The organism is Leifsonia sp. Leaf264, from assembly GCF_001422325.1.
GTDB lineage: Bacteria > Actinomycetota > Actinomycetes > Actinomycetales > Microbacteriaceae > Orlajensenia.
This window is the reverse complement of record NZ_LMMR01000006.1, coordinates 141983-163982: the sequence shown is the minus strand read 5'-3', so window position 1 is coordinate 163982 and position 22000 is coordinate 141983. Positions and strand designations below refer to the sequence as shown.

Below are 22000 nucleotides of genomic sequence, written 5' to 3'. Positions count from 1 at the left end.
CAAGGAGGCATCATGCCCGACGTTCTTGTCGTGATCGGCGCTGGAGGGATGGGGGAGACGATCGCCCGTCGTCTCGCACCCGGAAAGCTGACCCTTCTGGCTGATTTCAACACCGACCTGCTCGCACGCGTATCCGATTCGATGACGACCGACGGATTCACGGTTGAGACGGCGCAGGTCGATGTCTCCTCGCGCGAGTCCGTGGAGGCGCTCGCCCGCCGCGCCCACGAGGCCGGTTCGGTGTCCCAGATGGTCCACACGGCAGGAGTCTCGCCGACGCAGGCGCCTCTGGAGGCCGTGCTCAAGGTCGATCTGCTGGGCGTGGCGCTCATGATCGAGGCATTCGGCGCGGTCATCGCTCCGGGTGGTTCCGGTGTCGTGATCTCGAGCTCGTCGAGCTACCTCACCCCGAACTTCACGCCCGACCAGGCGCAGGCCATCCGCAGCTCCACGCCGGAAGGTCTTCTCGAGCTGCCGTTCTTTGCCCCCGAGGTCCTCGGCCACGCGGGTATCGCCTATGGTCTGTCCAAGCAGGCCAATCGCATCCAGGTGCAGGCCGCGAGCGGCTCGTGGGGCGCGCGCGGGGCTCGGATCAACAGCGTCAGCCCTGGCGTGATCTCCACTGCGATGGGTCGGCTCGAGCTGGAGAGTCCCTCGGGGGCGTTCATGCGCGCGATGGTCGAGAACTCCGGCAGTGGCCGCATCGGCACGCCGAGCGACATCGCCGACGCCGTCACCTTCCTCGTCGGTCCCCAGGCGACCTACATCACGGGCATCGACCTGCTCGTCGACGGCGGCAACGTCGCGGCTGTCGTCTCCGGTCGAGTCCCCCTGCCGACCCGATGATCGACATCGACGCCGTCGCGGCCCTCCTGGTCGTCGATCTGCAGACCCTCACGCTCGCAAACGCCCGAGTCGTCCCCGCAGCGGACCTCCTCCAGCGGACCAATGAGCTCGCGGAGGCCTTCCGGGCACGCGGACTCCCGGTCGTCATCGGCACGTCGACAGGCACGCCGGCCGGCCGCAACGCCTATGGCGCCGGCGGGCGGCAGTGGCCTGCCGAGGCGCTGGCGGCACCACCGGAGCTGAGCCTCGCCGACGACGACGTCAGGGTGTCCCGTTCAGCACTGAGCCTCTTCGCCGGCACCGACCTCGAAACCATGCTGCGCGCCAATCATGTGACTCAGGTCGTGCTCGTCGGCCTTGCGACATCGTTCGGGGTCGAGTCGACCGCACGGGCTGCGTACGACCTGGGCTTCAACGTCGTGGTGGTGGTCGACGCAGTCTCCGACATGCGCGCCGAGACCCACGAGAACGCACTAGCGAACGTCTTCCCCGTGATCGGCGCCGTGGCGACCACGGGCGAGGTGCTCGAGGCTCTTCCGCCGCTCCGCTGAACACTGGGGGACCAAGTTTCAGTGTGAAGGCGGTGCTCCGGGATTCGGAGCACCGCCTTCGTTCGTCGTATTGCGTCGTCTACTCGACCGATGTGGTCGACGTTGATGCGCCGCCATCGACGGGGATGATCGCCCCAGTGATGAAGGAGGCAGCGTCCGAGAGCAGGAACACGACGGGCGCGGCGATCTCTTCCGGCTCGGCGAGGCGCTTGACCACCTGCCCGGCAGTGACGGGCCCGATGTATTCGTCCGGCAGGTCCTTCGTGAGACCTGTACGGACCACCCCGGGACAGACGGCGTTCACGCGGATCCCGTAGCGGCCGTACTCGAGTGCCGCGCTCTTGGTGTAGCCGATGACGCCGTGCTTGGCGGCCGCGTACGGTGCGGTGAGCGGAGACGGGAACAGCCCCGCGAGGGATGCTGTGTTGACGATGGAGCCGCCGCCATGCTCCTTCATGTACCGCAGTTCGTGCTTGAGGCAGAAGTACGGACCCTCGAGGTAGAGCTTGATCGCCCAGGCGTTCAAGTCGCTCTCGTAGTCGGCGAGCTCGTGCATCGGGATGCTGCCCGCCGCATTGTTGTGTGCGAAGTCGAGCGAGCCGAACTTCTCGACGACAAAGGCGACGAGTGCGGCGACGGATGCCTCATCGGTGATGTCGGTGTGCTGGAAGGCCGCGGTGCCTCCGGTCGCCTCGATGAGCCGGACGGTCTCGAGGCCGGCCTCGTCGGCGATGTCGGCGATCACGACCTTGCCGCCGCGAGCGGCGATCTCGATCGCGGTCGCGCGTCCGATGCCGCTGCCGGCGCCGGTAACGAGGCCGGCCTTGCCGTCGAATGATGCAGTCATGGGGTCAATCCGTTCGATGAAGAGTCGTTGAGGGTGTGTTGGTGCGTGGGCGAGCGCCGGGCCGATGCCCCTGTCGGAGTACCGGCCCGGCGCTGCGTGTTCTGATGCGGTTCAGTACAACAGCAGTGGGTTGATGAGAACGCCCGTCGACCTGTGGATGGCGGTCGGCGCGGCGACGATGAGGCCCGTCGACACGCCTGCTGCCCGCAATTGCTCGACGGCAGGGCCGAGTAGGCAGTTGTCGACCAGGCACAGGCCGATCGCGTAGATCAGGTTGTGCACTTCGAGCGAGCCGACGGCATTGTTGCGGGCGTCGTGGAAGTCCCAGAGCACGAGACCCGGCTCCTTCGCGGCGATCCATTCCGCGCCATCCGCGCCGATACCCGGGCGGGCGACTGCGGCCGCTCCACTCGGATACACGTTGCCCGCGGCCTCGTACCGGTCCCGTCCCTGGTAGATGACGAGGGCGTCGCCAGGCTGGACGTCCACACCGGTGACCGCGAGGGCGGCGTCGAGTTCCGCCGCTGTGACCGGACTCTCCGCCGTGACCCAGTCGGTGCCACGGATGGCGGTGATGTCGAGCAGGACGGCGCGGGTGGCGATGCCGTGCTGCGCCCAGTTGACCATCGTGTCCTCGTCGGTCCGCGAGGCTGAGGCCGGAATCGGTCCGTGCCACGAGGCATCCGCGCCGATGTGGGCGAGTCCGTCGAGGTGGGTGTTGTGTACGCCATGAGCGTCGTATCGGATGACGTCTCCGCCGTGCACGTGCCGGCCGTAGATGCCGACGCCGACCTCGAGCTCGACGCTCCCGTGGCCCTCTGGCAGGTCCGTCATCCCCAGCTTCTGCCACTGGGCCTTCTCGGCCTCGGCGATCAGGCGACCGTTCGCAAGTCGATCGGGCCGGGTCTCCACTTCCCGCTCCAGCGAGATCGCGCGGCCCAGCCGAACCTCGGCGATGCCGCGCAGTCGGGCGGCCTCGGTGATGAGGGCGACCGAGCCGCGGCACTGCACGCCGGGGGTGTGGCGCGCTGCCTCGTGTTCGTCCGCGATGCTGCGAAGCCACGGGTCCAGCGGATCCGGGCCGACCTTCTCGGGGGCCACCTGCTCCATCGTCACTTGCTGCTCCACTTCTCGGTTCGCTCGGTCCGAGCTTCGTTCGTCGATGTCATCAGGACGCCTCCAGGATCGAGAGGGACCTGCTCGGACAGATGTTCACGGCCTGCCGCGCGAGAGCGATCTCGCCCTCGGCTGCGGGCTGCTTGAGTACCAGCACGAGACCGTCGTCGTCCTGGTCGAAGGCGTCGGGATCGGTGAAGACGCATTGCCCCGACCCGATGCATGTCGCTTGTCGGGCGACTATCTGCACGTTCACCAGGCCACCGGGAGCTGGTAGACGCCGTAGTTGGGCCCGAACTCCTTGAAGGGGATCTCACCGAACGGGACCGCGAGGCGAAGGGTGGGGAGACGGCGGACCACGGCGGACAGCACGACCTCCAGTTCGAGTCGTGCGAGGTTCTGGCCGAGGCACTGGTGCGGGCCGAAGCCGAACGCGAGGTGGTTGCGGGCACCGCGGGTGAAGTCGATCGCGTTGGGCTCGGGGAAGACGTCGGGGTCGCGGTTCGCCACGTTGGCGAAAGCGTAGACGGCCTCACCGGCGTGGATCATTGTGCCGGCGACCTCGATGTCGGCCGTTGCGAGGCGCTGATGGCCGACGTCCGCGATGGTGAAGTAGCGCAGTAGCTCCTCCACGGCGCCGGGGACGAGCGAAGGATCGTCGCGCAGCTGCTGGAGGAGTTCGGGCTTGTCGAGCAGCGCCGCGACCGAGAGAGAGATCATGTTCGCTGTGGTCTCATGCCCTGCGATGAGCAGCAGGAAACCGAGCCCCGTGAGTTCGACGGGATCGGCGCCGGCCGCGAGCTGGCGGCTCAGGATGTCATCGCCCGGGGCGGTCACGCGGGACTGGACGAGCTCGCCCACGTACTTCTTGAGCGCGCCCATCGCAGCGATCCGGCCTTCCACAGGGGTGTCCGCATCGACGAACGTCGCGCTGTTCTCTTGGAAGAATCCGTGGTCCTCGTAGGGGACGCCCAGGAGGTCGGCGATCACCATGGACGGAACCGGGAGCGACAGCGCCTCCACGAGGTCGGCCTCATTGCCGCTCGCAAGCATGGCGTCGATGGTCTCCTCGACGATCTGCTCGATCCGCGGCCGCATGGCGGCGATCTTCTTCACGGTGAATTCGCCCATGATGCGCAGGCGGTGCTGGGCGTGCTCAGGCGGATCCATCTCGATGAGCTGCTTGAGCTGAGCGCCGGTGACGTAGCCGCCGGAGTTCATCGGGTGTCCGGGGAGGGCCCGGTCGGAACTGAACCGGGCGTCGCCCAGCACAGTGCGCACATCGGCGTGCTTCGTCACGACCCAGATGGTGCCGGTGTTGGGCCAGGGGACCTGGGTGATCGAGCCCCCCTGCTGCAACCTCACATGGTCTGCCGGCGGATTGTACGGATCGACGCGTTGGGTCGAGAAGGATGCTGTCTGCATCAGAGTCTCCTGTCAGTGAACAGCCTTGGTCACGGCGCTTCATGGTGCTAGATTTGAAATCTAGCGCTTAGAAGTGTCGTCAGTGTACCCGTTCGAAAGAAGCGAGTCCAGACGACTTTCGCCCGGACGACGATGTCGAGGAGAAGAGACGATGGCCTTTGTTGTGACCCAGGCATGTGTGGATGTCAAAGACAAGAGCTGCATCCAGGTGTGCCCTGCCGATTGCCTCTTCGAGGGCGAGCGGATGATGTACATCAATCCAGATCTCTGCATCAACTGCGGCGCATGCGAGGCTGTATGCCCCACGCAGGCCATTCGATACGACGACGAGCTCGACGGGGACGATGAGGTCTTCCTCGATGTCAACGCCCAGTTCTTCGAAGGGCTCGACATCTCGAAGGGCGGCCGCAAGCTCGGGAAGATCGAGCACGACGCCGATTTCGTCGCGCAGTTGCCGGCGGGGTAGCAAGCGGATCCGTCAACGGCCACGCGCGAGTGAACTCTTCGCACGTGGCCGTTTTTGTGCGCGCCAAGCGCGCATGAATCAAGCGATTGTGCTGAATTCGTGCGCTCAGGCGATTGACAGGGCCAATCTGCTGGATACACTGTACCTGTTGTAAGGATCATCTGTTCCCTTATAGGGAACAGTCGCAGCCCGTGAGGCAGTGGCACCGCGGCCACTGCACCGATTCGTACGCAGCAGAAGTGATCGGGCGGTCCGGGGCGAGGTTGCCGCGGGCCACGCGTTTCTGCATCAAAAGAACCTGCCGGTGTGGCAGGTCCCTCAATGGAGAGTGAAAAGACATGACAGCACCCTTGACGGCCGACGTGGAGAATCGATCTCGGCGTCCCCTCGGCTTCGTGATCGCCATCCTGATGCTCGTGGCCATCGTGAGCTCGTTCGAGTCGACGATGATGTACTCGGCGCTGCCGAGCCTCATCCAAGACCTCGAGAGCAGTGAGAGCGCGGTGAGTTGGGTGCTCACGGGCTTCCTGCTCGTCGGCGCCGCATCCGCAGCGATCAGTGGCCGCCTCGGTGACATCTTCGGCCGCAAGCGCGTGCTCATCATCCTTCTGCTCGCCTCGATCGTCGGATCCCTGATCAGCCTGTTCGCCGGTGACATCGGCGGCGTGATCGCCGGACGTGCCATCCAGGGAGTGGCCGGCGGCTTGCTGCCGCTCTGCTTCGGCATCATCCGCGACGCCGTTGCGGCAAAGTACCTGTCCATCGCCATCTCGCTCGTTGCGGGAACGGCGATGCTCGCCGGCGCCGCAGGCAACCTCATTGCGGGCAACATCATCGACACCCTGGGCTGGCGCTTCATCTTCGTCGTAGCAGCTGCGCTGGCGGCCGTGACCGCGATCGGCGCCTCCTTCCTGCGTGCCAACAAGCCGACCGGCCCGCGGGATCGCATCGACTGGCTCGGCGGAATCCTCTTCGCACCGGGACTTGCCCTCGTACTTTTCGGCGTGAATGCCGCGCACGGTCTGGGGTGGGTCTCTCCGATCGTCCTCGGCTGCCTCGGACTCGGCGCCATCGTCCTCGTCGGCTGGGCAGTGTGGGAGGCACGCCACCCCGCACCCATGGTCAACGTGCGCCTCTTCGTGCAGCGCAACCTCGGCCTGACCATGCTCGCCGCCGCCCTCCTCGGACTACCCCTGGGCATCTCCGGTTACCTGGGACAGCTGATCATGCAGTACCCGACGGAGGCGCCGGTCGGGTTCGGACTGTCTGCCGGCGTCGCCGGTGCGGTCTCGTTCGCAATCGGCCTGTTCGGCTTCGCGCTCTCCCCGCTCAGCGGCCGGATCGCCCGGAACGGGCGCGCCAATGTCTCGCTCATGGTCGGCTCGAGCGCGGGCATCATCGCCGCCGTGCTGACGGCATACGGAGCAGTCGTGGCGAACTCCCTGCCGTGGTTCATCGTGAGCCAGATCGTGCTCACTGTCTCGACCGCGTTCGTGCTCTCCGCGCTGCCGATGCTGGTGGTCGAGAACTCGCCGGCGAAGAACACCGGTGAGGCCACGGGCGTCTACACGGTCGTGCAGACCGCCTTCTCGGGGATCGGCACGTCCGTCAGCGTCGCGATCCTGGCTGGCTTCACCGCCGCTGGCGCGCACTTCAGCTCGGAGCAGGGTTACATCGCCGTGTTCGCACTCGTGGCGATCCTCAGCGTGGGCGCACTCGTGATCGCGCTCCTCCTGCCCCGTTCCAGGAAGTCGACCACGGGGACCGTCGATAGCGGCGAGCCCGACGTGGCCGCCTTCGCCGGCGCTCACTGATCACAGCAATTCACTGATCGCGTGTGGTGGTCGGCGTCGAATGACCGACCACCACACGCGTCGAACCAAGTTAGGAGCAACCAATGAACGACTACTTCGGATATGCAGGCAAGACGGTCGTCGTGACCGGCGCGGCATCCGGCATGGGCCGTGCACTCACCGAGATCCTCGTCGACCTCGGTGCGAACGTCTACGCGCTCGACAGAGTCGAGCCGCCTGTACCGGGCATCGCACGGTCCATCATCGCCAACCTCGGCGAGCGGGCGTCGATCGACGCCGCCTTCGCGGAGATCCCCACCGACATCGACGCCTTCTTCGGCGTCGCAGGCATCTCGGGGGTCCACAACTCCTTCCTCGACACGCTCACGGTGAACTTCATCGCCAACAAGTACGTCACGGACACCTACCTCGTCGATCGCGTCGCCCAGGGCGGGTCGATCAGCTTCGTCACCTCCAACGGCGGCTTGCGATGGGAGACCCCCGCCGTACGCGAGGAACTCGTTCCCTTCGTGCGAGGTGGCGACTGGGATGAGCTCGTCCGCATCGCCAGTGAGTTCGAGGCCGAGTTCGGCACGATCCCCGGCTCGCTCGGCTACATCCTCTCCAAGCGCGCCCTCAACCTCTGGGCCGCCGAACAGGTCTCCCCGCTGGCCGACCTCCGCAAGATCCGCATCAACGCTGTACTGCCTGCAATGACAGTTTCCGGCATGCTCCCGGAGTTCGCCGAGATGAAAGGGGGACAGGACAAGGTCGAGGCCGAGGTCGGGCCCGCCGGCCGTCTCGCCGAGTCCGTCGACATGGCGAGAGTCCTCGCCTTCCTCGGCAGCGACCTGGCCGGCTACGTGTCGGGAGTCCACCTCTCTGTCGACTACGGCATGAACTCCCTCGAACTCGCAGGCCTGGCACCCGATCGACTCAGTTGGACACTCCGAGGCGTGCTGTCGCGCCAGTCCGCCTGACCCATTACCCCCGCAACACGACGAATTGAGGAGAGATACGTGACCGACGTACTCACGGTCCGTGAGACCGCAATCAGCCTGCAGCACCCCGACAGGCTGTACATCAACGGCCAGTGGGTCGCCCCGGCCGGCAACGAAACCCTGGAGGTGATCGACGCCACAACCGAGGAGGCCTTCTTCCGAGTCGCCAAGACCACCCCCCAGGACATGGATGCGGCCATCGCAGCCGCCCGCTATGCCTTCGATCACACGACGTGGTCGTTCCTGGAACCGCGAGAGCGCGCGGAGTACCTCCGCAAGCTCGCGGCAGGCCTGCGTGCGCGCGCCGAGGAGGCTGCGACGTTCTGGACTCGTCAGACCGGACCCACCTGGCGCATGTCGCTCGGTTCGATCTCGAGAGTGCCCGCTCTCTTCGAGTACTACGCCGACCTCGCCGACAGCTATCCGTGGGTGACGCTCGACACCCCGGAGTTCGCGGCATTCGGTGCTGTCGTCAACGAGCCGATCGGCGTCGTCGGCGCCATCGTGCCGTGGAACACCCCGTTGTCCCTGGCGGCGTACAAGATCGCTCCCGCACTCCTCACCGGCTGCACCGTCGTGCTCAAGGCGCCGCCCGAGGCGCCGGGTGAGCTGCTCATCCTCGCGGAGATCGCCGACGAGATCGGCCTGCCGGCCGGTGTGCTCAACGTCGTCAACGGACACCGCGACGTGTCACAGCAGCTCGTCGCCGACCCGCGGGTCGACAAGATCGCCTTCACCGGCTCGAGCGCAGTCGGCCGGCACATCGCGGGCGTCGCCGGCGCCCGCCTCGCCCGCTACACCCTCGAGCTCGGTGGCAAGTCGGCTGCCGTCATCCTGGACGACTACGACATCACCACGGCGGCGGCCGCCATCGCGCAGCAGGAGTGCTCGCTCAACGGGCAGGTCTGCATGTCGCTCACGCGAGTGATCGTGACGAAGGCGCGGCACGACGAGATGGCCGAGGCACTGGGCTCCGCATTCGGTTCGGTTCGCGTCGGCGACCCGTTCGACCCCGAGACCCAGCTCGGCCCGCTCGCGCTGGCCAAGCAGCAGGAGAGCGTGCTCGGCTACATCCAGAAGGGCATAGCGGAGGGCGCGACTCTCGTCACCGGTGGCGGACGTCCCGCCCACCTCGATCGCGGCTACTTCGTCGAGCCGACGGTCTTCGCCAACGTCGACAATCGCTCGACCATCGCGCAGGAGGAGCTGTTCGGACCCGTGCTCTCGGTCATCCCCGCTGAGAACGAGGAACATGCGATCGAACTCGCGAACGGCACCCAGTACGGGCTGAACAACGCCGTGTTCACGAACGACGTCGACCGGGCCTACCAGGTGGCGCGCCGCCTGCGCTCCGGCACTGTCGGCCACAACGGATTCAAGACCGACACTCGGATGGGCTTCGGCGGCTTCGGCCAGTCCGGCGTCGGTCGTGAAGGCGGCATCCAGGGCGTCTTCCCGTACCTGGAATCCAAGACGGTCCTGCTCGACGGCACCCCCAGCCGCTTCCAGTGAGTCCTGTGCTGTCCCGGCGTGCACGACGTGCGCCGGGACAGCGCCTCTCCCCGGACTCCCACCCTGTTTTTCCACCCATGCGGAACGAAACTTGCTGTATCGTATTACAGTACAACCGTTCCTTACAACCAAACGCAACGCAATGAAGCGCGGCGGATGTGGTGCAGCGACCGCAGCCGATCATGCTGAATCACCGGAGCCTCAGCGGGCCTCTCAGAGCCACCGCGAGTGCTCAGAGAGAGGAAACATACGCAGATGACCACCGTCGAGATCAATCCCACGGAGACCGACTTCTTCACGGATGCCGACGTCGCGGCGAAGGCTGAGCCCTACTTCGACTACATGCTGGCCAACCACCCCGTCTTCCGCGAGCCGAAGTACGGCGTGGTGATCGTCACAGGCTACGAAGAGGCCCTGCAGGTCTACCACCAGCCCGAGGTGTACTCCTCGATCAACCGCACGGGTGGACCGGTCGTGGATCTTCCTGTCGAACTCGTCGGGGATGACATCAGCGAGATCCTCGAGAAGCACCGCGAGTACTTCTCCACGAACGACCAGATCGTGACCTTCGATCCGCCAGTTCACACGGATCACCGCGCCATCCTCATGGGACTGATCACGCCGAAGCGCCTCAAGGAGAACGAGCAGTTCCTCAAGGACACCGCCGACCACTTCCTCGATGAGATCCTGCCTCTGGGCAAGTCAGAATTCATCTGGGATTACTGCAAGGGCTACACGATCCTCGCCGTCGCCGACCTGCTCGGGGTGCCAGAGCACGACCATGCGATGCTGCTCGAGTTGCTCGCATCCGAGCCCGGTCCGACGCTGGGCAACCTCGAGCTGCAGACGGCTCACCACAACCGCCTCGAGAGCCTCTACGACTACTTCGTGGCCCGCATCGAGGAGCGTCGCGCCGTGCCGCAGGATGACGTGCTCACCGGCATGGCGCTCGCGACCTTCCCCGACGGCACGCTCCCGCAGCCGATCGAGGTCGCGCGCATCGCATCCAACCTCTTCGCCGCCGGTCAGGAGACCACGGTGCAGCTGATGGGCATCACTCTTCAACGCATCGCCGACGACGCGGAACTGCAGGAACGCCTGCGCCAGGACTTCTCGCTCATCCCGAAGTTCATCGAGGAGACTCTGCGAGTCGAAGCGCCCATCAAGGGCTCCTTCCGCATCACCAAGCGGCCGACCGAGATCGGCGGTCTCGACCTTCCCGTCGGCACCGTCGTGATGCTGCTCAACGGTGCCTCCGGGCGCGACGGGCGCATCTTCGAGAACCCGACGGAGTTCGAGGTCGAGCGTCCGAACGCCCGCCAACACCTCGCCTTCGGCCGCGGCATCCACACGTGCCCCGGTGCCCCCCTCGCTCGCGCAGAAGCCGTCTTCACCATCCAGCGGTTCCTGGAGCGCACCTCGAGCATCAGCATCGACGAGTGGCACCACGGGACGGCTGACGCCCGCGAATGGGACCTCATCAGCAGCTACAAGTTCCGCGGCCACACGCACCTCTACCTCGAGTACACCGTGAAGGATGCATCGTGACCGACGCACTGACGATCGACCGCGATCGCTGCATGGGGTCCGGGCAGTGCACGTTCTACGCACCATCGACCTTCGACCTCGACGACCTCAGCATCGCCGTGGTGCTCGACGCGGCCGGTGACGGCCAGGACAAGATCCAGATGGCCATCGACGTCTGCCCGACCCGTGCCATCGCACGGGCAGCGGCGGCATCCGGAGGTGATGCCCGATGAGCGCGACGTCAGTGGCGACCGAAGCGATCGTCTCCCTGCCGGTTGCCGACCTGGAGAACGACGGTCTGCTCGGGATGTTCCCCGATGGGCCGCGGCTCATCGGCACGCGGTGCGACGACTGCGGCCGCGCGATGCTCGGCGAGCGCGTCGTCTGCAGCTCGTGCGTCAGCACCCAGGTCAGCCGGATCGCACTTCCGACGACGGGAGTGCTCTATTCCTATACACGTCTGCACGTTGGTGCGGATGGGGTGCGCCCCCTCGGCTACGTCGATCTGGACGACGACGTTCGCACCCTCGCCGATCTGCGTGAAGACACGATTCCGCTGGTTCCCGGGCTTCGCGTGGAACTGGTCGTCGACGGCGATGCGTGGTTCTTCGCCCCCGTGGACCGCGCTCGAGACAGGAAGAAAGAAAATGACTGAAGACGTCTTCGTGGTCTCGGCGGCGATGATCCCGTTCGGCAAGCACCGCACATCCTCGTACGTCGGCCTTGCCGTCGCACCGCTCATCGACGCCCTCCGCAGTGCCGGCGTGAACAAGTCCGACGTGGACGCCGTCTACGTCGGCCACTCCTACGGCGGCATGATGACGGGCCAGCGGATCTGCAAGGAGATCGGCCTGGGAACCGTGCCGACAGTCAACGTCGACAACGCGTGTTCGAGCGGCGCGACCGCCGTCCACGAGGCCTGGACGGCGATCTCACAGGGGCTCATCGATGTCGCCGTCGTGATCGGTGTCGAGAAACTCACCCAGTTCGGCGGCGGCACTCTGCCACTCTCACCCGAGGACCGCGAGGTGAAGCAGGGCATCGTCATGCCCGCCGTCTACGCGATGCGAGCAACACGCTACCTCCACGAGACGGAGGCGACCGCCGAGGACCTGGCCCTCGTCAGTGTGAAGGCACGCAAGCACGGCGCACTGAACCCCTTCGCACAGTTCCGCAAGGAAGTGACCGTCGAAGAGGTCCTGGCCTCCCGGCCGGTCGCCGACCCGCTCACCCTGCTGATGTGCTGCCCGACCGGTGACGGCGCCGCCGTCGTCGTACTCGCGTCGGCGCGCGCACGCAATCGCCTCGGTGCGACGAAGGGCATGCGCGTAGCCGCCTCGGTGCTGCACTCCGGACATGTCGAAGAGGGCTTCCGGGACATGACGATGCCGGAGATCAGCGCGCACTCCGCGCGCGACGCCTACGCCCTGGCGGGAATCGAGCCCAAGGATCTCGACATGATCGAACTCCATGACGCGTTCTCGATCGCCGAACTCGTGTACTACGAGGCGTTCGGCCTCGCGGAGCGCGGTCGTGCCGTGGATCTCATCCGTGACGGCAAGACCACCTTCGGTGGCGACATCGTCGTCAATCCCAGCGGTGGGCTGCTCTCGAAGGGGCACCCCGTGGGTGCCAGCGGTGTCGCCCAGGTCGCGGAGGCGTTCTGGCAGCTCAGCGACGCCGCAGGCGACCGCCAGATCGACGACGCACGGTGGGCGATGACCCACGTCACCGGCGGCGGCACGGCGGGGCTGGACCACGGCGCCTGCACGATCCACATCTTCGAGGCAGCGTGAGCGCGCCAGAGCGGCCGCCGCTGACCGGCATCCGGATCATCGACCTGACGACGTTCCTCTCGGGTCCGTCAGCCACGCAGCTGCTCGGCGATCTCGGCGCGGATGTCATCAAGGTCGAGGCGCTCTCGGGCGATTCGAGCCGTGCGATCGCCGGTCCGGAGCTCGACGGCGACAGTGCCTACTTCCTCGCCAACAACCGGAACAAGCGCAGCATCGCGCTCGACCTTAAGTCGCCGCGGGGCCGAGAGGTTCTGGAGCGGCTGATCGCCGGTGCCGACATCGTGATCGACAACTTCCGTCCAGGCGTGACGGCACGACTCGGCCTCGCACCGGAGCGGCTGCTCGAAGAGCACCCGGCGTTGATCTGGACTTCGATCAGCGGATTCGGTCAAGAGGGGCCGTGGCGCGATCGGCCGGCCTACGACATGGTCGTCCAGGCTCTCAGCGGCGTCATGAGCCTGAACGGCCACGTCGGATCTCCGGCCGCACGGCTCGGCATCCCGGCAGGGGATGTCGTCGCCGGCCTGTATGCCGTGATCGGCATACTCTCGGCGCTCCACGCCCGCAGCGAGACGGGGCGTGGCCGCATAGTCGACGTATCCATGCTCAGGGGACAGCTGGCGATGCTGTCGTATCAGGCGCTCTACACGAACCTCAATGGAGTCGCGCCGGGTCCACAGGGCGCCGCTCACGATTCCATCGCGACCTACCGCTCCTTCCGTGGTCTGGACGGCCGGGAGTTCGTCGTCACCGCGAACACGCCGCGCATGTGGGAGGACCTCTGCCGCGTACTCGGAGTCGAGGAACTGATCGTCGACGAGCGCTTCGTGGACGCTGCGCGGCGACTGGCGAACAAGGACGCCCTGTCGGAGATCCTCGAGTCGAGAGTCATGAAGCGGCCGGCCGCGGAGTGGGTCGAACTCCTCACCGCTGCGTCGGTTCCCGTTGCCCCGGTCAAGAACGTGCTCGAAGCGCTCGGTGATGCGCGGGCCGCGGATGACGGTTCCCTCCTCACCGTCAGCAACGAGTCGGCCGAGTTCGAGAACGTCGCGACACCGATCCGGTTCGTCGACACGACCGAAGTCGAACCCGTGTATCCGCCCGCCCTCGGGCAGGACTCCGTGCGCATCCTCACGGCGGAGCTCGGCTACACCGACGATGAGGTCACGGCCCTCGTGACGGCCGGCATTGTCGGCGCACAGACAGTGGCGAGCCTCGCCGGATAAGGACTCCGCCGCAGCCGAGAGCTGACGAGAATGCCCCTGCGCCGTTGGTGCAGGGGCATTCGTCATCCGACGGACAGGGCTTTCGTCATCCGACGGACAACGGCAGCTTCCGGCCGGACAGGCCGCGGGGACGGATGGCCAGATCGTCCGCCAGGTCGGTGAAGGCGCGCGCGGCGGGGTCATCAGGATGTCCGATGCCGACGGGAAGGCCGGCATCCCCACTCGTTCGGAGCACAGAGCTGAAGGGGATCGAGGCGATGCGGGCGGCCGGGTCTCCGAGTGCCGACAGCTTGTCGGCGACGGCGGAACCGCCTCCGGAACCGAAGGGCTCGAAGACGCTTCCGTCGGAGAGCACGGAGGGCGACATCGTCTCGACGACGCCGATCACCCTCTGCCCGAGTTGCCGGGCGAGGAGACCGCTCCGAACGGCGACATCCGACGCTGCCTGCTGCGGGGTGGTCACGACGAGCACCTCGGCGTGCGGCAGGAGATGACCCACCGAGATCGCCGCATCGCCGGTACCGGGTGGCATGTCGATGAGCAGCACGTCGAGATCGCCGAAGAACACGTCGGTGAGGAACTGCTCGAGAGTGTGATGCAGCATGGGGCCGCGCCACGGCACAGCGGAACCCTCGGTACCCGGCTTGAGGAACATCCCGATCGACACGACACGCACGCCGTGCGCGATGGGAGGAAGCATGAGCTCATCGACCCGGGTGGGACGGATGACGCGCCCGTCGTCGATGAGCCCGAGCAGTCCGGGAATGGAGAATCCGTGCACGTCGGCGTCGATGAGGCCGACACGCAGGCCTCGTGCTGCGAGGGCGACGGCGAGGTTCGCGGTGACGGTCGACTTGCCGACACCGCCCTTGCCGCTGGTCACGGCAATGACCCGGGTGAGTGATTCAGCGGTGAACGGAGAGCCAGCCTGCGGCCGGCCCTTCCGCAGGAGCGTGACGAGTCCGGCCCGCTGCTCGTCCGTCATGACCCCGACGTCGACCTGGACGTCGCGGATGCCGTCGACGGTGGCCGCAGCAGACCGCACGTCTCGTTCGATCCTCTGCGCCATCGGGCATCCAGCGATCGTCAGGAGGATGCCGACGGAGGCGACGCCGTCAGCGACCGAGACATCCCGCACCATCCCGAGCTCGCCGAGCGGTCGGCGCAGTTCCGGATCGGTGACGGCGCCGACCGCCTCCAGCACGGCGGCTACTGCGTCGAGAGCAGTGTCAGGCATGGGCTGGAACACCCGCGAGCTCGCCGCCTACCGCAGCGACGCGGAGCATGTGCTCGCGCACGTACAGCTTCACGCGTTCCCGACCGACCGCCGTGCCGGCGGCGACCTCGGCGGTCTCGATGGCTCGCCAGTCATTCCAGTCGACGACACCGACTCCGCGTGAACGGAGGACGTCATCGATGGCCTCGGCACTCGTCGCGCTCGACACGCCACCGCGCGCGGCGATGTCTTCCAGAATCGATGTCACGGTCTCGAGGGCGCACTTGCGGTTCGTACCCACGACGCCGTTGGGGCCACGCTTGATCCAGCCGGCGACGTACACCCCCTGCACGATCTCGTCACCGTCGACGACGCGGGAGTCGCGGTGGGGGATCGTTCCAGTTCGCTCGTCGAAGGGCAGTCCGTCGATGGCCTTGCCCAGGTAGCCGACGGATCGGAGGGCGAGTTGCGCCTCGAGCGTCTCGATCACGGAGGGATCGCTCGTCTTGGTCAGGCGGATGCCGGCGACCGTCCCAGCGGGCTCCCCGCCGGCCTCATCGCTCACGAAGGCGACCGGGGTGCGGTCAAAGAGGAATCGAATCGTCTTGCTGCGCCCGAGCGACCCACGATCGGCGGCCTTCTGGAAGGTCGCCAGGAGCCGACGAGCTGCGGGATCAGCGTCGATGTGCGCCTGCTGTTCGGCGTCGAGCTCCAGATCGGCCGGATCGACGATGACATCGGTGCTCTCGACCTCGAGGAGTTCGATGAACTCCTTGTTCGTGAACTTGGCGAAGGCGGGTCCCCGGCGTCCGATGACGACGACCTCATCGAAGGTGCTGTCGGCGAATGCCTCGACGATGTGCTCGGGTATGTCTGTGCGGCGCAGGTCGTCGACCTCGCGCACGAGCATCCGGGCCGCATCGAGTGCGACGTTGCCGACGCCGATGACGACAGCGCGCTTGCCGTCGAGCACGAAAGCGTCCGCAGACTGGTCGGGGTGACCCTGGTACCACGAGACGAACTCGCGCACGGCGTGAACCCGGGCGAGTTCTTCGCCGGGCACGTCCAGTCTGCGGTCGAGTGGAGCGCCGTTGGCGAACACGACAGCGTCGTAGTGCGCACGCAGCTCGTCGATCGAGACGTCGGTGCCCACGCACACGTTCCCGAGGAAGCGCAGGCCGGGCGTCTCTTCGAACACCTCGGCGAAGGAGGTGGAGATCGACTTCACCCTGGGGTGGTCGGGGGCGACGCCATAGCGAACGAGACCGAAGGGCGTCGGCAGCTGGTCGAAGACATCGACCTCGACGGGAGTCTCAGACTCCTCGGTCAGGAGCTGGGCGGTGTAGGCACCGGACGGGCCGGAGCCGACGACGGCGACACGGGTGACGGACATGGATCAGGCCTCCTCGCGCGGGGCGAAGCCCGCGATGACGTCGACGTCGTAGTCGATCTTTCCGGCCTTGCGACCGCTCTTGGGGGTGACGGTCTCGGAGAAGAACCGCTCGTTGATCCCGATGAACGACTCGTGTTCCGCCGGCAGTTCGGCGTCGTAGAAGATCGCGTCGACAGGGCAGGCGGCGACGCACGCGCCGCAGTCGATGCAGAGGTCGGGGTTGATGTACGTCATCCGCCCGCCCTCGAAGATGCAGTCTGCGGGGCACTCCTGCATGCAGCTCTTGTCCTGCACGTCGACGCAGGCTTCGGTGACCACGTAAACCATGGGGTTCCTTCCTTCTGTTGCCGTGTACGACGGATCAGGCCGCGCGCACGGTGAGTTGCTCGAGCTGCTCGGCAATCGCCTCGGCGGTGTCGCCGGCCATGAGCAGTCGTCTGGCCTGGTTGAGGGCGCGCACCCAGTTGATGGTGACCGCGCCACACGCGTTGCCATCGGCATCAGCGTGCACAACGGCGACGCGTCCGTCTGCGGCCAGATCGCCGACCAGGACGGAACTTCCCTGGGGATCGCGCCAACCCACGGTGTGCACCTTCCAGTCGTACTGGTCGGACCAGACATAGTCGGTCGAGGAGTACTCGAGGACGGCATCCTGGGCGATCGCGGCTGCGACGAAGCGCGCCTGGTCGCTCGAGTTGGTCCAGTGCTCGGCTCGATGGGCGCCGAGACCGGGGTGCGGCCACCGGGCGACGTCCCCGATCGCGTAGATGTCGTCGACGCCGATGGCGCGGAGGCGCGCGTCGGTCACCACACCGTTGTCGAGGGTCAGGCCCGAGCCCTCCAGCCACGCGGTGCCGGGGACGGATCCGATTCCGACGATCGCCGTGGACGCAGTCAATTCACTGCCGTCATCGAGCACGACCGTGAGCGCACCGGCCTCCCCGCGAATGTCGACGACGCCGACGCCGAAACGGGTGGCTGCTCCATTGGCTCGGTGAAGGTCGACGAGGCTGCCGGCGACCTCGGGGCCGACGATCCGGGTCATGGGCTCCGCGACAGGGTCGACGACGGTGACTGGGCAGCCGAGTTTGATGGCGGCGGCGGCGATCTCGGTGCCGATGAAACCTCCTCCGACAACGACGACGGGCTCGCGCAGTGCCAGGCGCGCGGCGATCGCACGGGCGTCCGAGAGTGTGCGCAACTGGAGAAGGCCCGAGGCGGGACGCCACGGAGAGGGGCGCGCAGCTGCACCGGTGGCGATGACGAGCACGTCGTAGTCGACGCTCGCTCCGTCGGCGAGGGTGACCTGTCGGGTGTCGGGGTCGAGCGCTGTCGCAGCGACGCCGAGCCTCAGGTCGAGGTTCAGATCATCGAGTTCAGCCGACGTCGCGAGGCGGAATCCCTCGACGGTCTCGTCGGACCAGTCCGAGACCAACAGGTCCTTCGACAGTGGCGGCCGATCGTACGGGAGCTCTGCCTCTGCTCCGATCAGCGTGATGGGGCCGGTGTGGCCGAGGGCGCGGAGGTTCTGCGCGGTTCGCGTGCCTGCAAGGGAAGCGCCGACGACGACGACGTGGCGGGAATCGCCGAGTCCGGTCATGGTCTGAGTCCTAACGTCTTTGTCAGGGCCGGGGATGCCGAACGTCGAATCCGACGTCGGCGGCGGCCTGGGAATCGCGACTATCGATCTCCCGGACCGTTCGTTGAACGGAACGGAAGATCGCTATAACGCAACACCAGTATCAACCGGAGCCGCTCAGGTGTCAACTGAGCGCCGAACGTGAACACCCCCGCCCGCTGGTTGCCACTTTGGTCAATCAGGGTGATGGGGGCGCGTCGTTGCGCGGGATCGTTCTCCGAGTTCTCGGCCCGACGCAATCGCCCTGGGCGCCAGCATCGGGGCGGTGCTATCGTGACCGAACGTGCCTACATTGGGGGTAACACGCATGCTTCTCGGCCGACGCGTTCTCGCCACGATCATGATCACCGCCTGCATCTTGGCGACTGCCGCGTGCAGCTCCAGCGGAGGAAGCGATGATCCGAGCGTCCTCCCTCCCGCCATGGCCGACTTCTCCACCATCGACGGTACGACCGTTCAGGTGCCCGAGGGTGGCACACTCGACATCACCGGCGACGACGAAACGTATGCCGACTGGACCGCGGACATCGCAGACGAGGACATCCTCACCTTCACGCCCGGGAAGGACGATGGGAGTGCGACATTCAACCCCGGGTTCGAGGCGAAGAAGGAGGGCACGACCGACGTGGAGATGAAGAACTCCACCAGTGGCGACGAAGTCCACTTCACCGTCGAGGTCACGCCGGCGACGTAGGGTGCCTCGCCGGGCAAGCCCCACGTCCGCGGTGCTCGACGCCGACTCTGTCGGCTCTCACGGCGAATGAGGACGATTCACGGTGCCTCGTGGTGATCACTGCCGCGGTCGGCGTCCTCCAGTGCGTCACCGACTATGGCGAGCACCTCCGGGTCCCACGTGATTGCCCGCTCCCACGGCAACTGCACGGAGTCAGCGACGAAGATGCTGTGCACGTCACGGAATCGATGCTCCGTTCGATGCGGAAGCACTGTGCCGGGCACACGTTGAGCGAGCGCGCTCGTGGCCGTCACCAACCCGTCATGTGGCCAGAGGATGTCCGGTGAGCTGTAGGCGTCGAAGTAGTCGCCTGCGATCACGGTGACGGGTGTTCCCGTGAGTGCGCCAGCCTGCCGGTCGTTCCAACCACCCGCACTGGCAAGGAATCGCCGACCCGCGTCATCGGCGGCGCCCTGGTTGTTCTCGCGGGCGAACTCTTCAGAGTCTTCGAGGATGCGGACGGCAACAGCGTCCCCGTGGGCGTCGGTCACCGTGATGTCACCGCTCCAGTAGTCGCCGAGGATCGCCCCAGTCCACGGTGTCCCCAACGTGACCAGGCTGCGGACGGTCACAGCCGACGCGGCGTCGAGGGTGTGGGGGATCGCCGCCCGAGAGAACAGTCCGCCCATCGAGTGCCCCACGAGATCCACCTCATCCACCCCGTACGTGTCCGCGAGGTGGTCGAGGAACCCATTCAGCGCCGCCCCGGCATCTTCGATGTGGCCGACAGCGTTGATCGTCATATCCGCGGGCAGCACCTCGGGAACCGACGAGAATCCCTGCCATCCGAGGTCTTCTGTCACGGTTCCCCGACCGATGCGGGCGGGCGCCGTGTAGGCAGCGAAGTTGCGCTGGAGGAGGTGGGATCTGAGCGCGGTCATGGTGTTGCCCGCGGGAAGGCCAGCGCCGGCGGCGGCATCAGGTGTGGTGAAGGGAGTGACGGCAGCGCCACCGGACACGAGAACGACAGCGCGTGACATGCTTCCCCCTACCGGGCATCGGGCACCAGCCACGCTACCGCCGCGACCGCACCCGGTACACAGGAAATCGACACCCAGGGCCCTCGCTGCCAGGGCGCGGGGTTCAGCGCTCCAGTTGCTGGCCGCTGATGTTCGCGGAGATCTGCGCCGCGGCCTGACGTACCTGGAGCGCGAGCTTCTCGATCTTCGACACATCGAACCGCTGCTCGGGGATCGAGATGCCGGCTGCGCCGGCGACTGATCCCGGGATGAGACCGAATACTGGAGCGGCGACCGCCACAGCGCCTTCGATGCGCTCCCCGCGGGTCATGGCGTATCCGTCTGTTCGGATCTGTTCGAGACGTCCCAAGAGGACGTCGGGGTCCGTGACTGTGTCGGGGGTGAGTTGGGCGAGCTTGCTGTGCGCGATCTCATGCTGGGTCTTCTCGGGTAGGAACGCGAGGATCGCGAGACCGCTCGCACCGCCATGCAGCGGCATCCACTGCTGAATCGGCAGCGAGTATCGCAGCGGATGCGACGATTCGACGGTTGTCGTGAACATCATCTGGTGACGCTGGTCGTCATAGAGCGCAGAGAACGCCGATTCGCCCGTCTGCTCCACGAGGTCGTGGAGAACGCCCAGTGCGAGCTCCTCCGAGGGGTAACGGTCGACTGTCAGCCACGCGAGCCGCAGGAACTCGAGCCCGAGGCGGTAGGAGCTGCCGTTCTCGGCGCGGCGCACCAGGCCGAGCTTCTCGAGATCGGTGATGAGCCTGTGGGCCGTGCTCGGGCTCACCGAGAGACGGCCGGCGAGTTCGCGCACGCCGTGGGCATCCTTGGTGCTCTCGACCATGTAGGTCAACAGTTCGATGCCACGGGCGAGTGGCTGGCGGCGTCGCCCTGCGTCGCCCGAATCGATCGCAGCCACATCCGTCGCCATACCCATTGCCGCCGTTCGTTCGTTCGTCCATCTGATGCACCCCGACCGGTCGGCTTGACAACGGTGAGGGGCGCAAGCGATCCTATTGCAGTTGCTCAAAAGAACACTTGTTCCGTTGAACAACTTCTACCTCGGATCACGCGGCCTCTCACGGCGAGCCGGCTCCCAGCGCATCCGGGTCTTCGATGGAGAGGACGTAAGCATGACGATCACAGAAGCACCGGTGTCAGCACCGGAGAGCGAGAGCACACGCGGGCGCAGGGTCGCCGTAGTCACCGGTGCCGCGGGCGGAATCGGACTCGCAATCGCCGAACGGCTCGCACACGACGGATTCGCGGTCGCAATCATCGGACGCACCCCAGGCACTGCAGCCGCCGCCGCCGAGGGCATCATCGCCGCCGGTGGCGACGCCCGCGGCTACGACGCCGATGTCGCCGACCGTGACCAGGTCGACGCGGCGCTCGCCGCCATCCGCGCCGATCTCGGACCGATCTCGGTCGTCGTCGCCAACGCGGCCGTCGCGCCGCAGCAGTCCTTCCTCGAGATGACCCTCGAGCAGTGGAACACCGTGCTCGGCATCAACCTCACCGGCACCTTCAATACCGTGCAGGCGTGCCTGCCCGACCTCATCAGCGCAGGCTGGGGTCGTGTCGTGCTCATCTCGTCGTCGAGTGCGCAGCGCGGTGCCCCGCGCATGGCTCATTACGCCGCCTCGAAGGGTGGTCAGATGGCCATGACGAAGGCGCTCGCCGTCGAGTTCGGCAAGCAGGGCGTCACGGTCAACACGGTCGCACCATCATCAGTCGATACGCCGAGTGTGGCCAAGAAGCGCGCCGCGGGCACTATCCCCTCGGCCGACGACATGGCGAAGTACATCCCGGTGGGCCGCGTCGGAATCGGCGAGGACATCGCCGCCGCCGTCTCCTATCTCGTCTCAGACGAAGCGGGCTACGTGACAGGCCAGACGCTCAGCGTCAACGGCGGATCCTTCATCGGCTGAACAGGAACACGACC

Annotated in this window: 23 protein-coding genes; 13 read left to right on the top strand and 10 right to left on the bottom strand. The window is 66.5% G+C overall.

From position 1 onward, the window contains the following. The first annotated feature begins 12 nt into the window (after positions 1–12). The gene (locus ASF30_RS13940; RefSeq protein WP_055907717.1) at positions 13–846 is read left to right on the top strand and encodes an SDR family oxidoreductase; all 834 of its coding nucleotides are present in this window, start codon (positions 13–15) and stop codon (positions 844–846) included. Beyond that, positions 843–1397, top strand: a complete 555-nt coding sequence (locus ASF30_RS13935) for a cysteine hydrolase family protein (RefSeq protein WP_055907714.1) — start codon at positions 843–845, stop codon at positions 1395–1397. Before ASF30_RS13940 ends, ASF30_RS13935 begins: the two co-directional genes overlap by 4 nt. Positions 1398–1476: 79 nt before the next feature. Here ASF30_RS13935 and ASF30_RS13930 read toward each other — a convergent pair whose 3' ends face one another. From ASF30_RS13930 to ASF30_RS13915, 4 genes are all read right to left on the bottom strand, one after another. Next, the gene (locus ASF30_RS13930) at positions 1477–2244 is read right to left on the bottom strand and encodes an SDR family NAD(P)-dependent oxidoreductase (RefSeq protein WP_055907711.1); all 768 of its coding nucleotides are present in this window, start codon (positions 2242–2244) and stop codon (positions 1477–1479) included. Between the two features lie 111 nt (positions 2245–2355). Beyond that, entirely contained in the window at positions 2356–3354 is a 999-nt protein-coding gene (locus ASF30_RS13925) for a cyclase family protein (RefSeq protein ID WP_235480363.1), read from the bottom strand. 58 nt (positions 3355–3412) lie between these two features. Beyond that, complete coding sequence (locus tag ASF30_RS13920) at positions 3413–3616, bottom strand: ferredoxin (RefSeq protein WP_235480338.1); 204 nt, start codon at positions 3614–3616, stop codon at positions 3413–3415. After that, positions 3613–4785: a cytochrome P450 gene (locus tag ASF30_RS13915; RefSeq protein WP_055907705.1), complete on the bottom strand. Its 1173-nt coding sequence runs from the start codon at positions 4783–4785 to the stop codon at positions 3613–3615. Before ASF30_RS13915 ends, ASF30_RS13920 begins: the two co-directional genes overlap by 4 nt. Positions 4786–4936: 151 nt before the next feature. Between ASF30_RS13915 and fdxA (ASF30_RS13910) the strand changes: the two genes are divergently transcribed. The 9 genes from fdxA (ASF30_RS13910) to ASF30_RS13870 all read left to right on the top strand — a co-directional run bounded on the left by fdxA (ASF30_RS13910) (position 4937) and on the right by ASF30_RS13870 (position 14106). After that, a complete protein-coding gene (fdxA, locus tag ASF30_RS13910; RefSeq protein WP_055907703.1) occupies positions 4937–5251 on the top strand; it encodes a ferredoxin in 315 nt (104 codons plus the stop codon). Between the two features lie 338 nt (positions 5252–5589). Further along, a complete protein-coding gene (locus ASF30_RS13905) occupies positions 5590–7065 on the top strand; it encodes an MFS transporter (protein ID WP_055907700.1) in 1476 nt (491 codons plus the stop codon). A gap of 83 nt (positions 7066–7148) precedes the next feature. Further along, a complete protein-coding gene (locus ASF30_RS13900; protein WP_055907697.1) occupies positions 7149–8024 on the top strand; it encodes an SDR family oxidoreductase in 876 nt (291 codons plus the stop codon). 39 nt (positions 8025–8063) lie between these two features. Continuing rightward, a complete protein-coding gene (locus ASF30_RS13895; RefSeq protein WP_055907694.1) occupies positions 8064–9557 on the top strand; it encodes an aldehyde dehydrogenase in 1494 nt (497 codons plus the stop codon). A 255-nt stretch (positions 9558–9812) separates the two neighbouring features. Further along, a complete protein-coding gene (locus ASF30_RS13890; RefSeq protein ID WP_055907692.1) occupies positions 9813–11105 on the top strand; it encodes a cytochrome P450 in 1293 nt (430 codons plus the stop codon). Beyond that, positions 11102–11317: a ferredoxin gene (locus ASF30_RS22315; RefSeq protein WP_157497407.1), complete on the top strand. Its 216-nt coding sequence runs from the start codon at positions 11102–11104 to the stop codon at positions 11315–11317. The genes ASF30_RS13890 and ASF30_RS22315 overlap by 4 nt, the downstream gene beginning before the upstream one ends. Next, a complete protein-coding gene (locus ASF30_RS13880; protein WP_055907689.1) occupies positions 11314–11739 on the top strand; it encodes a Zn-ribbon domain-containing OB-fold protein in 426 nt (141 codons plus the stop codon). Before ASF30_RS22315 ends, ASF30_RS13880 begins: the two co-directional genes overlap by 4 nt. Next, on the top strand, positions 11732–12880 hold the full coding sequence (locus ASF30_RS13875) for a thiolase family protein (protein ID WP_055907686.1): 1149 nt from the start codon (positions 11732–11734) through the stop codon (positions 12878–12880). Before ASF30_RS13880 ends, ASF30_RS13875 begins: the two co-directional genes overlap by 8 nt. Next, the gene (locus ASF30_RS13870; protein ID WP_157497405.1) at positions 12877–14106 is read left to right on the top strand and encodes a CaiB/BaiF CoA transferase family protein; all 1230 of its coding nucleotides are present in this window, start codon (positions 12877–12879) and stop codon (positions 14104–14106) included. The genes ASF30_RS13875 and ASF30_RS13870 overlap by 4 nt, the downstream gene beginning before the upstream one ends. An 85-nt stretch (positions 14107–14191) precedes the next feature. Here the strand turns inward: ASF30_RS13870 and ASF30_RS13865 are convergent, their stop codons facing one another. Genes ASF30_RS13865 through ASF30_RS13850 form a run of 4 tightly spaced genes read right to left on the bottom strand, consistent with a single transcriptional unit; the run spans position 14192 to position 18315 of the window. Then, complete coding sequence (locus ASF30_RS13865; RefSeq protein WP_055908725.1) at positions 14192–15343, bottom strand: Mrp/NBP35 family ATP-binding protein; 1152 nt, start codon at positions 15341–15343, stop codon at positions 14192–14194. Next, positions 15336–16715, bottom strand: coding sequence for an FAD-dependent oxidoreductase (locus ASF30_RS13860; protein WP_055907683.1), 1380 nt, complete (start codon positions 16713–16715; stop codon positions 15336–15338). Before ASF30_RS13860 ends, ASF30_RS13865 begins: the two co-directional genes overlap by 8 nt. Positions 16716–16718: 3 nt before the next feature. Next, positions 16719–17042, bottom strand: coding sequence for a ferredoxin (fdxA, locus tag ASF30_RS13855; protein ID WP_055907678.1), 324 nt, complete (start codon positions 17040–17042; stop codon positions 16719–16721). Between the two features lie 34 nt (positions 17043–17076). Further along, positions 17077–18315 (bottom strand): NAD(P)/FAD-dependent oxidoreductase, encoded by a 1239-nt coding sequence (locus ASF30_RS13850; RefSeq protein ID WP_055907675.1) that lies wholly within the window; start codon positions 18313–18315, stop codon positions 17077–17079. Between the two features lie 460 nt (positions 18316–18775). Here ASF30_RS13850 and ASF30_RS13845 point away from each other — a divergent pair, with 460 nt between their 5' ends. After that, the gene (locus ASF30_RS13845) at positions 18776–19048 is read left to right on the top strand and encodes a hypothetical protein (RefSeq protein ID WP_157497403.1); all 273 of its coding nucleotides are present in this window, start codon (positions 18776–18778) and stop codon (positions 19046–19048) included. 77 nt (positions 19049–19125) lie between these two features. Here ASF30_RS13845 and ASF30_RS13840 read toward each other — a convergent pair whose 3' ends face one another. Together ASF30_RS13840 and ASF30_RS13835 are read right to left on the bottom strand one after the other, a co-directional pair. Beyond that, positions 19126–20067, bottom strand: a complete 942-nt coding sequence (locus tag ASF30_RS13840) for a PGAP1-like alpha/beta domain-containing protein (protein WP_055907670.1) — start codon at positions 20065–20067, stop codon at positions 19126–19128. 103 nt (positions 20068–20170) lie between these two features. After that, entirely contained in the window at positions 20171–20974 is an 804-nt protein-coding gene (locus tag ASF30_RS13835) for an IclR family transcriptional regulator (protein ID WP_162240766.1), read from the bottom strand. Positions 20975–21188: 214 nt separating this feature from the next. On the opposite strand from ASF30_RS13835, the gene ASF30_RS13830 reads away from it, so the two are divergent. Further along, entirely contained in the window at positions 21189–21986 is a 798-nt protein-coding gene (locus ASF30_RS13830; RefSeq protein WP_055908722.1) for an SDR family oxidoreductase, read from the top strand. Positions 21987–22000 lie beyond the last annotated feature (14 nt).